This is a genomic window from Hymenobacter sediminis, assembly GCF_003231285.1.
GTDB lineage: Bacteria > Bacteroidota > Bacteroidia > Cytophagales > Hymenobacteraceae > Hymenobacter > Hymenobacter sediminis.
The window spans coordinates 1009403-1018301 of the sequence record NZ_QKNS01000001.1 but is presented as its reverse complement, the minus strand read 5'-3'; the positions used below and the strand labels follow the sequence as shown (position 1 = coordinate 1018301).

At 57.1% G+C, this 8899-nt stretch carries 15 protein-coding genes; all 15 read right to left on the bottom strand.

What is annotated here, in order from left to right:
* Window position 1: 1 nt before the first annotated feature.
* Window positions 2-463: a hypothetical protein gene (locus DNI29_RS04505; protein ID WP_110976853.1), complete on the bottom strand. Its 462-nt coding sequence runs from the start codon at window positions 461-463 to the stop codon at window positions 2-4.
* Window positions 464-492: 29 nt separating this feature from the next.
* Window positions 493-786: a hypothetical protein gene (locus DNI29_RS04500; RefSeq protein WP_110976852.1), complete on the bottom strand. Its 294-nt coding sequence runs from the start codon at window positions 784-786 to the stop codon at window positions 493-495.
* Window positions 787-800: 14 nt separating this feature from the next.
* Window positions 801-1226 carry a hypothetical protein gene (locus DNI29_RS04495; RefSeq protein WP_110976851.1) on the bottom strand — a complete coding sequence of 142 codons (426 nt, stop codon included), beginning with the start codon at window positions 1224-1226 and terminating at the stop codon, window positions 801-803.
* Between the two features lies 1 nt (window position 1227).
* Window positions 1228-1530 carry a hypothetical protein gene (locus DNI29_RS04490; protein ID WP_123823068.1) on the bottom strand — a complete coding sequence of 101 codons (303 nt, stop codon included), beginning with the start codon at window positions 1528-1530 and terminating at the stop codon, window positions 1228-1230.
* Window positions 1527-2153, bottom strand: a complete 627-nt coding sequence (locus DNI29_RS04485; protein WP_110976849.1) for a hypothetical protein — start codon at window positions 2151-2153, stop codon at window positions 1527-1529. The genes DNI29_RS04490 and DNI29_RS04485 overlap by 4 nt, the downstream gene beginning before the upstream one ends.
* Before the next feature lies 1 nt (window position 2154).
* On the bottom strand, window positions 2155-2466 hold the full coding sequence (locus tag DNI29_RS04480; RefSeq protein ID WP_110976848.1) for a hypothetical protein: 312 nt from the start codon (window positions 2464-2466) through the stop codon (window positions 2155-2157).
* On the bottom strand, window positions 2463-2924 hold the full coding sequence (locus DNI29_RS04475; RefSeq protein WP_110976847.1) for a hypothetical protein: 462 nt from the start codon (window positions 2922-2924) through the stop codon (window positions 2463-2465). The genes DNI29_RS04480 and DNI29_RS04475 overlap by 4 nt, the downstream gene beginning before the upstream one ends.
* Window positions 2924-3079: a hypothetical protein gene (locus DNI29_RS24440; RefSeq protein ID WP_162303507.1), complete on the bottom strand. Its 156-nt coding sequence runs from the start codon at window positions 3077-3079 to the stop codon at window positions 2924-2926. Before DNI29_RS24440 ends, DNI29_RS04475 begins: the two co-directional genes overlap by 1 nt.
* Before the next feature lie 4 nt (window positions 3080-3083).
* Window positions 3084-4229, bottom strand: a complete 1146-nt coding sequence (locus DNI29_RS04470; RefSeq protein WP_110976846.1) for a hypothetical protein — start codon at window positions 4227-4229, stop codon at window positions 3084-3086.
* A gap of 5 nt (window positions 4230-4234) precedes the next feature.
* Window positions 4235-5239 carry a hypothetical protein gene (locus DNI29_RS04465; protein ID WP_110976845.1) on the bottom strand — a complete coding sequence of 335 codons (1005 nt, stop codon included), beginning with the start codon at window positions 5237-5239 and terminating at the stop codon, window positions 4235-4237.
* A 3-nt stretch (window positions 5240-5242) separates the two neighbouring features.
* Window positions 5243-6142, bottom strand: coding sequence for a hypothetical protein (locus tag DNI29_RS04460; RefSeq protein ID WP_110976844.1), 900 nt, complete (start codon window positions 6140-6142; stop codon window positions 5243-5245).
* 2 nt (window positions 6143-6144) lie between these two features.
* Window positions 6145-6429, bottom strand: a complete 285-nt coding sequence (locus DNI29_RS04455) for a hypothetical protein (protein WP_110976843.1) — start codon at window positions 6427-6429, stop codon at window positions 6145-6147.
* Window positions 6430-6439: 10 nt separating this feature from the next.
* The gene (locus DNI29_RS04450; RefSeq protein ID WP_110976842.1) at window positions 6440-6646 is read right to left on the bottom strand and encodes a hypothetical protein; all 207 of its coding nucleotides are present in this window, start codon (window positions 6644-6646) and stop codon (window positions 6440-6442) included.
* 99 nt (window positions 6647-6745) lie between these two features.
* The gene (locus DNI29_RS04445) at window positions 6746-7171 is read right to left on the bottom strand and encodes a hypothetical protein (protein ID WP_110976841.1); all 426 of its coding nucleotides are present in this window, start codon (window positions 7169-7171) and stop codon (window positions 6746-6748) included.
* The gene (locus tag DNI29_RS04440; RefSeq protein ID WP_110976840.1) at window positions 7119-8891 is read right to left on the bottom strand and encodes a DnaJ-like cysteine-rich domain-containing protein; all 1773 of its coding nucleotides are present in this window, start codon (window positions 8889-8891) and stop codon (window positions 7119-7121) included. Before DNI29_RS04440 ends, DNI29_RS04445 begins: the two co-directional genes overlap by 53 nt.
* Window positions 8892-8899: the final 8 nt, after the last annotated feature.

Here is an 8899-nt window from a genome sequence, read left to right as displayed (position 1 = left end):
CCTACCACTCGCGGCTGTAGATAGCTACTCTGGCTTTCGGGAAAGTAGTTTCCTTGTTGGTGTTATCTAGCCGGGTACTACGGGCTTTCACACCATCCACGTACACGTCAAAGCTCAAGTAGGCATTACTGGGGATGGTTTTGCCAGGCTTAATGGCGTAGAAGGTGGCGGTCATATAGAAGTCGCGGTCAGTCGTCACCACGCCCGCCGAAGCTGTGCCAGAGGGAGATCCTGTCAGGTCAAGCGATATACCGTTCTTTTCTTGGGTGCCGTCTGGCAGCGAACTTCCCCCGCGAAGGGTAGCCTCTAAGCCCGTTAGGTTAGCGCCTTGATAGCGGACTTCTACCGTATGTGAGGCTGGGGCGGCTGTTTTCTTTTGCGGTTCATCGTCTTTGTCACAGGATGTGAGAAAGCCGCTAGAGAGCAAAATAGCGGATACGAAGGGTAGGATAGTTTTTTTCATAGCCACCAATATAGCAAAAGCCCCGTCAGTTAGGCGGGGCTTTTCTTTTGGCTCTGATACTGAACCCGGGCATAGAAGGCGTACAGGCTCAACTCTCCGGGCCGCTGCACCCCCTTCTCTTCCAGCTGGATGCACACCCGCTCAAAGCTACTCTCACTGCCTAGGGCCGCTTCGGTGCTGTCTACGGGCCGTAGCATCTGCGTTAGAATATCCTCCACTTCGGCCAAGTGTTCTCCTACATCGGCGCCCAAGGCCTGCTCACATTCCAGCAGGAGCTTCTGCTGCAGGTGCTGGTCGAATAGATGGGGGTCTGGGGGGAACAAGACCGGGAATAGTTTTACGAGGTCGCGCTCAAGTGCTTTTTTGCCTCTTCCAGCGTATCAAGTATCTGGCCTTGGGTGGCCCCAGCCTCCAGTAGCAGGCGCGCGGTTTCCATAAGTCCCGTATCCGTCAGATCCGAACACGGCCGGCCGTCAATACTGGCTACCAAAGACGAAAGCACAATGGCCGGGCCAGATGCTTCTTCCTGCACTGCGCTAAAGGAACGTACCAGCTGGTTAAATTCAAGCTTGACGGCTTCCGTGTTGTTCTGGCCCAGAAACAAGGCCATCCGGCTTAGGTGGCTTTCGGCGGCAAAGATGTTCGTACCCATGGAATACTCTAGGTACTTGGCCGAAAACCGTTGGTACCGGGAAGCAGGAATGGCCCGCACGTCGTCATACACGAGAGCGGTAAAGCCGGAAGGCGTGGAAAGAGTCAGCATACTAGGATCGGAAGAAGCGAGCGGATAGGTGTTCAGTAAGCAGGGCCAGCGACAGGGGGATGAGCAAGGAATACCAGTGCAGCCAGTAGGCGCTCAGCAGCATGGTCGGAATACCTACCAGCCAGAACGAGGCGCAGAACACGCACCACGTCAACTTTTCGGGCACCCATGCGGGGCGGTGCAATTGCACCCATTCGAGCAGTCGCGCGGCTGGCCGGTGGAGGATTTCGCCGGGCAGGCAGCAGCGCAACAGCGCCGCGGCGGTCATCGATACCAGTAGAACCAGGCAAAGGGCCGTAATCATACCGTGCTAGGCTCAACGTGAGGCGGGCATTCTACCGGCCCCGTTAGCGGTGTAAAGGGCAGCAGACAGGGGTTGTAGCGCTCCGACAGGGTTAGCGCGATCTTGAAGCCCGCAAAGGGGTACATCAGCAGCTGCTTGGCTCCCAGCGTGTAGCGGTCAAACACCCGCTCCGCGCGTTGCTCTACCCCAGACACTGGAATACCAGCCTCTACCAGCACCCGGATAACATCTTGGGCCAGCAGGTCGGAAAAGTCTTCGTCTCGGGCATCAATGCGGGGGAGGTTGGCCCACACCACCAGATTCACCGGGTGTGCCCACGAGCCGGCCACTTGCAGGGCGCCGTCATCCCACAGGATAGTTGAGGGGCCGGTGCGCTCAAAAAAGCACATGGCCGGCATGGACTCATCTGGCAGCACATCAAAATGATAGGCGCTGCCATCCTGCTGATATACCTGGGGTATGCGCTCTTTGCCCTTTTCGCGCACAGCGGTTTGCACCAGGCCGTAGCGGTGGGTTAGCCATGAGAGTTGATCGGCGAACAAATCCAGCAAGGCCTGCACGGGGGCGTGGGCCAGACCAGGGTTCTGCAGGGGAGTGCTATAAGATACGGGAGGGCAGGACATGCTAGTTGGCTCCAATGGTGGGCAGGTGGGTACGCCGACGGTATTCGCGCCAGGCTCGGGCTACATCCGCGAAGGGAGCCAGGATTTTGATTTCTGTGCCGAGCCAGAACAGCACGCACTTCGCCCCTTCTGGCGTCACATTATCGGGCAAGGGGTTTGGTGTGGCCCAACCTTGTACCCCCTGCACATCCTCCCACTCAAAGACGGTGTTGGCTGTATAGAGTGTATGCACCCCTTGCTCTTCGATAACCCAGAACTGAACAGCTCTAAACGAGCCGTCGCCAAAGTCGCGGAAGTAGTCAGCGCGTTTCATAGGGCAGAGAAGTAGCGGCGGATAAACTGTTCCAATTCAGGTTTGAGGATGGTTGCCACGAAGTCATCGAGGTCAAGGGCTCGAATACCCAGCAATTCCCCGTAGCGTTCAAGGAAACCGTACTTGGCATCGGTGGCTACAATCTGATAGCGTAGACCTCCCAAGTGCAGCAAATCGAACGATTCGAGGAAGTCCCCAGTCAGCTTCAGGTCAACATGACCCACTTGCTTGAACTTGCCGTACTTAGCTTTGTAGGCCGCGTAAGCAGGTGAGTAGGTGTTGGGGTTGAGTTGGTTGCCGTCGGCGCCGTAGCCCGCCTCGATGTAGCCCCGATTGATATCCAGCAGCGCCCCCGCGAACTGATCCACCACCTGCCGCAATTCCTGCCGCAGCAGGTCGGGCAGGCGGTCCAGGCGCAGGGCCAAGCTTTCGAGCTTTTCGGGGGCGGTGATGGGCATTAGCCTAGTTGTTTTACTGCTTTTTGCATGGCTTCTACAAAGGAGGGAATGTCTTTCGTGGCAACGCCTAGCGCTATAGCGGTTTGAACAAGCTGCTCTGTGTCCTTTACCTGCGGGGCGCTTATATGATCTTCGAAATTGATTTTGTCAGCCATCTTACTATCTGCTTAAGCTTCCAATACTGAGTCGGTCCTTGGGCAGCGTCTGACACGCTGTATCCAGGCCGGATAAATCAAGTTGCACGGTCTTGAGCAAGGAGGGATAGTAGTTATCCGTACCCTGCTCCTTGCCTCCGTATAGCTTGGCCTCGTAGTGATACATCAGCGCCAGCGCATCAGCCTGCACATCTTGACGGGAGGTGAGCTGCGTAATGTTGGCCGTGGTTACAATACCCGTGCAGATGCGGCGGGCCAGGGCCAGCTGCAACGCTTCCGCCAGCCGCTGCTGGTTCACGTCACTACTCAGGGTAGCGGCTACGTCACACATGGAAGCCAGCTCCAGGTTCAGGCCGAAGTTCTGGGTTTCCAGTACCGCCTCGTTGGGGCCCCACAGCGTGAAGTCCTCCTGCACGGCGGTTGCCGGTACGCTGATAGCGCGCGGCCAGGCGTAGCTTCCCCACTTCAAATAGGGGTCATTCGGGCATTGACAGGGTAAGTGCCCGAAGTCCCGTTGCACGGCCCTGGCTCCTAGTGCGGCTAAATCCTGCTCGTAGTACCCGATGTAGGCGGTTTGCTCTCCCGTTGCAAAGGAAATGTCCAGTCCTTCTGTGTCGAGCCATTCGGTATAGCCAGCGCGGATGTTCTCAAACTCCAGCACCTTCACCGGCTCCGCTTGGGCGTCGGAGTACACATAAACCTTGAGGGGCTCAGTTAACACCTTGTCGAGTTGCAGCCCAATGCGGGGAATGAGCGTCTTCAGCCCCGCGCGGGCGGGAAGCTTCAGGCGAAAGCCCACGAACCGGCCCAAGTGGTTGACGGTGTTGCTCAGGCTACCCTGCCCGTTCAAGAGCGGGGCGGCGGGTAGCAATACCTTGGGGGTAATGTTCTGCTCTGTCTGCACGCGGGCCACCAGCTTTGTAGTCTCATCCAGCGTAATGCGGGTGAGAAAATCAGCCAGCTTCTCCCCTCTCGGTACGATGTGCCGGATAACGGCTGAACTCAGGAGTTCGGAGAGGTCATTAACAACAAGCCCCGACCGGGAATCAGTCAGGGTTTTGGGCAGCGGGTCACTACACGAATCGTCGGCTGACACACGCCAGCCGACGATTCCGAGGAGTTTCTGCGCTATGGTATCCGGGCGCAGCATAGGGATTAAGCGCCTTGCAGCAACTCGTACTTGTATACGCCTGTGTCGCCGGTTTCTTCGGCGTAGGCACCGAGGAAGGCCACATCAATGTGCATCACGTACGATTCCGTGTACTCGGCTTCCCCTTGGCAGCCATACTTCACTTTCAGCTCTACTTCCAGGCCCTGGGCCATGCCGGGCATAGCAGGCAGGCGGTAGGTCATCCATACGTCGGTGCCGATGTCACGACCACGACGGAAGTCGGGGCGCAACCAGTCGAACATGCCCACGGTGCCAGCTTCGAAGGCGTAGGCCGTATCGAATACGCCCGCGCCGTTGTTCATGGCCGTGAAGTAGGGGTTGAAGTTCTGCAGCTGGTACTGCAGGTTCTGCGCGTTGGCAGGGCCCTGGTTCTGCTGGAAGCCATAGAGGGCGCCCATGTTGAAACCAGTTACCGCTTCCGCTACACCCGAGAAGTTGTTGCTCCGCAGCTCAGCCTGAATACCGGCAAACAGCTCGTTGCGCTGGGCATAGGGCACGCGCTTAGCACCGGCCAGGGTAGTACCGAAGTAGGTACCCTTGTTTACCGTAGCCTTCTGCGACTCCAAGAACGCCTTGGCCTTGTCGTCAATGCGCTGGTAGATGTTCTTGGCTTTTTGCGCTACCAGGTAGGCGAAAGCCATGTCGCGGGTTACCGCGTTGCCCTGGTGGTCGAGGTCATTAAGGTTGAACTCCTCCGTGATGCCCTCGTACACAATCGGCACCAAGGCAACAGAGCCCGTGCCCGTGCCAGCGCACTTACGCAGGGTGCCCGTACCAGCAGGCACTTTGTTGAATACGGGGATTTTAACCGGCTGCGAGGTGCTTTGCTTCAGATCAGACACGCCGCTAATAAGCTGCGGGGCGCCGTTAATCAAGGCATCAGCGGCCCCGAAGTAGGGGATACGCAGGTTGTTCTGGTTGATGCGGCCCGCCATAGCCGACTCAATGGTGGCGCGGGCTTCTAGTAACTGGGTTGGATCAAACGCCATGGTTTATTTCTTGTCGCGGGCGGCGATGTATGCGGCAATCTTGTCTTGACCAGCCTGTGACGACAACGTGACCCCGCTTTCGGTGAGGTGTTTTTTGTAGTCGTCCAAGGAGGTGAATTCCGATAGATCAGCGTCCTGGTTGTTATTGTGCGAGGAGCTTTGTACCCCAGTCCCGCGCTTCTGAGACGTTTGTTTGAGACTCACCACCGTAGGGGCGAACTGTGCAATGATTTCGGCTTCGGTTAGCGGGGTTTGCGTGGTGGGGTTCTTCACCACTTTGCCCGTTGCCTTGTCCGTGAACTCTACCCGGCCATCTACTACATCTACCGAATACTTCTGCTCCAGCTCATACTTGAGAAAGCGGCGCTGAGAATCCAGCTTTTCGGTAGGTGCGTCAATGGGCAGGGTGTTAATAGCCATGTCGAGGCGGCTGTTAATCTGCAGCGTCTTGGCTTCGGTCGCGTGCTTCACTTCCAACTGCTCGTACTCCGTATTGCGCTTCTGGAGCGCGCTACGAGTCTCTTCCAGGTCCGTGCGCAGGCGCTGCATTACCTCCGACTCGTTGCCGGGCTTGCCGAACTTCTCTTTGGCGGCCCGGGCCATGTAATCGACCGTGCTTTCTCCGTCTGCTTTCGCAATACCGGTTTCGGCAAGGATACGCTTGTCCATGGCGCCATAAGTATTTCCTACAGCGGTCTTTCGGGCATCTTCCGCAGCGGCTGCCTTCTCATTATTGAGACGCTCTTCCAACTGGGCTTGTCCGAAGACATGCAGGGTGCCGAGTTTTTCGGCGAGGGGGTTGACTCCATCAGCCGGAACATCGGCGGAACGGAACTGCTCTAGGACTTCCGGCAAGCCGAGTTTTTCGGCCAAGTCGGAAACGGTTTTTTCGTTGAAAGCCATGTTTATTGGGCTTGTGATACACCTAGCACCTCAGCCTGTTCGTCAGGCCGGGCAAATGGATTCTGTGGTTGTAGCCAAATGGGCGGCGTGGAAGCCCCATACACACCCATGTAGATCTTGCCTCCGTTGCGGTTAATCTCCTCTAGCTCCTCCTCTGTCAGTTTCCAGCAGCTTACTACCTGCGTTTGATCGACAAAGCAGGGGAGCGAACAGCACTGCTCATCCGTCATGTCAGCCGGCTTAGCCAGCAGCCAGTTCTGCTCGGGGAATTCGATAGGAGTTGCCATGTAGAAGGGGTTAAGCGCGGGAGCGTTTGCCAGTTGCGGCCGGGGCCTCGCTGGTTTCTTCGGCAGCCTCGGGGGCGGCAATAGCTTTCGCCTCAGCAGCCTCGCCTTTCAGCTCTTCCCAAATAGTACCAGGATAGGCCAGCAGGCGCTTGGCGTGGTCTGCGCTGAACTCCTGGGTCTTGCCACCCTTGGCGCGTAGTTGAACAGGATTCTCCATGATGGTCTGATGCGTTACGGTTCAAAGTTAAAGCAATACTTTAATTTATCAACAAAAGAAATGCCCATGACGCCGTAGCAGCCATGGGCACTCTTTCGGTTAGCGGTTGGCTTTACGGGGCGCTGGCTTGTCTGATTCCACCCCTTCTTGCTCAGCCACCGTAGCCTCGCCTTTTTCAGGCTCCGCTAACTTGCGCTCGGCTCCCTCTACCAAGCGGCGCAGGCCGTCCGCGTCGGCGTTAAAGGGGGCCTCTTCCTTGAATAGCTCCTGGTAGCGGGCCTGCAACTGCTCCACCGTTTCCAATGATTCTGTGGTTTTTACCACATCGGGGGCGGGGGCAGCGGTGCGCTTCTCGGCCGCCGTGCGCGGGTCATGCTCGATGGTGGCTTTAAAGCCGGCCAGCTTGCTTACCTGCTCATAGTCGGCGGGATAGTAGTATTCAATTACGGGCTCTTTCAGCTCCGCTCCCTGCTTATGGGTTACTTTCACCCGCAGGTAGTTGTTGATTTCGGCTTGCTGACTCATTGTCGTACGTAGTGAAGGTGTCCAGAATGTTTTTCACGCGGTCTTCGAAGGGAATCCGGATACCGAATTGCACCAACGGCCCGTTCTCGCGCTCAAAGCGGGCTACATAGTCGTTGAGGTTGCGCTTGCGGCGGAACAGGACAATCAAATCCTGGTCGTCGGGCCGCTCCTTCAGCCACTGCTGTACTTCGGTGGTGCTTCGGGTAGGCACGGGTTCCAGATAGAGCTTGAGACGATTATATTCCAGCTCCATGGGGTCGCCTGCATACTCCGTGTAGACGATATCCTCCAGCAGGCCAAACAGCGCGGAATCAGGATAGCCCGCTTCCTTCGCCAGCCGGTAGCGAACCTTAAGCTCATCTACCGTTTCGATATCGTACTTGTGTCCTACGTTAATAGCCGACTGCCGAAAACCAGCGTCGTAGCGCAGGCGGGCCATGGTATCCACAATGTTCTTGAGCACATGCTTCCAGGACTCGCCGTAAGCCTTGCACCGGTCAAAGACAGGCTGCAGATCAATTGTCTTACCGGTGGCAGTTTCTACCCGGGTATCCCGATTGAGCACGCCTTCTTTCCCTAACGCGGCCTGCTCCAGCTGGCGCTCCTTCTCGGCTAGTTCTTCCCGCTGCTCTTTCGAGGTTGCAATATCAGGTTCGATATAGCCAGCAGGGGGCCGAATGTCGGGCGCCGTGGAATCGGTGGGCACCTGAATGATATACGTCTTATCTGGGCCCACCGGGATAATACGCCCCTGCCCTTTGCACTTGGGGCAATCCTGCGTAGAACCGTCGGGCAGGTTCAGGGAGCCCGAGCCACCGCAGGCAACGGGAACGAGCTGCGCGTCTTCGGCACAGGCGTCTTTGTAGCTGATTTGAGCCTGGTAGTTACAGGGCACGCCGAAGGACCAGAACTTACGGAAGCCGTGAAAGGTCTTATCCAGTTCATGCACGTTGTAGTCGCGCAAATACACCTTGGCTACGGGCAAAGCCTTGTGCAGAATGCTGGTGCGAATTACATCCGTATCGTTTTTGGCGGTGTGCAGTGACGGGGTAAAGGCAGGCACGTAGCCTAGCCCGTGGACTGCGCTACGAGCAGGGCTGTGAACGAGCTTACCCCCTTCCCCACGCACCACAACGTGGGCGTTCAAGTCGTCAAAGCAGACAAAGTACTCGTCCTGCGTACCGGCCTGCTGCTTGATAATCACGTACTCGTACGTGTTTTCCTGAATCCAGGCGTCGTGAATCAGCTTCGAGGGGATGTACTCCCAGTAGGGCTCAGGGCGTCCGTCCTCGGCGTTTTGCTCTAGGGGGAGATCCACTAGAAAACACCCCTGAAAGCCCGTAAAGCTGACCTTTTGAAACTTGTTCTGCAGGCGCTGCTGGACTTTCTTGTCTTCCAAGAAGCGCTCAAAGTCCTGTTGCAGCTCGGGGGAGGCAAACTCGTAGTACTGGTTGGCGCCCCGAGCTGTGAAGACCTTGCCCAGCATCTGGGTGTACGCCCCGAACTTGGGTTCCGTCGCGGCCACGGCAATCTCTCGAATCGTTTTGCGCTCCTCTGGGGTTGCCATGGTCGTGTACTCATTCATAAACTCTTCCAGCAAATCGGGAGAGCCTTCGATGTGCAGACGGTGGCGCCGCTCCAGCTTACGCCCCTCCGCTAGGGACGAGGCGTAAGCTGGGTTTTCGCAGAGTTCAACAACACGCGGGGGAGAGAGCAGCACGGGCGGCT

Coding starts and splice junctions, on each gene's coding strand:
- DNI29_RS04445 (WP_110976841.1), bottom strand. CDS start 7,171: ATGAGTCAGCAAGCCGAAATCAACAACTACCTGCGGGTGAAAGTAACC.
- DNI29_RS04465 (WP_110976845.1), bottom strand. CDS start 5,239: ATGGCGTTTGATCCAACCCAGTTACTAGAAGCCCGCGCCACCATTGAG.
- DNI29_RS04470 (WP_110976846.1), bottom strand. CDS start 4,229: ATGCTGCGCCCGGATACCATAGCGCAGAAACTCCTCGGAATCGTCGGC.
- DNI29_RS04495 (WP_110976851.1), bottom strand. CDS start 1,226: ATGCTGACTCTTTCCACGCCTTCCGGCTTTACCGCTCTCGTGTATGAC.
- DNI29_RS04505 (WP_110976853.1), bottom strand. CDS start 463: ATGAAAAAAACTATCCTACCCTTCGTATCCGCTATTTTGCTCTCTAGC.
- DNI29_RS04480 (WP_110976848.1), bottom strand. CDS start 2,466: ATGAAACGCGCTGACTACTTCCGCGACTTTGGCGACGGCTCGTTTAGA.
- DNI29_RS04450 (WP_110976842.1), bottom strand. CDS start 6,646: ATGGAGAATCCTGTTCAACTACGCGCCAAGGGTGGCAAGACCCAGGAG.
- DNI29_RS04490 (WP_123823068.1), bottom strand. CDS start 1,530: ATGATTACGGCCCTTTGCCTGGTTCTACTGGTATCGATGACCGCCGCG.
- DNI29_RS04455 (WP_110976843.1), bottom strand. CDS start 6,429: ATGGCAACTCCTATCGAATTCCCCGAGCAGAACTGGCTGCTGGCTAAG.
- DNI29_RS04475 (WP_110976847.1), bottom strand. CDS start 2,924: ATGCCCATCACCGCCCCCGAAAAGCTCGAAAGCTTGGCCCTGCGCCTG.
- DNI29_RS04485 (WP_110976849.1), bottom strand. CDS start 2,153: ATGTCCTGCCCTCCCGTATCTTATAGCACTCCCCTGCAGAACCCTGGT.
- DNI29_RS24440 (WP_162303507.1), bottom strand. CDS start 3,079: ATGGCTGACAAAATCAATTTCGAAGATCATATAAGCGCCCCGCAGGTA.
- DNI29_RS04460 (WP_110976844.1), bottom strand. CDS start 6,142: ATGGCTTTCAACGAAAAAACCGTTTCCGACTTGGCCGAAAAACTCGGC.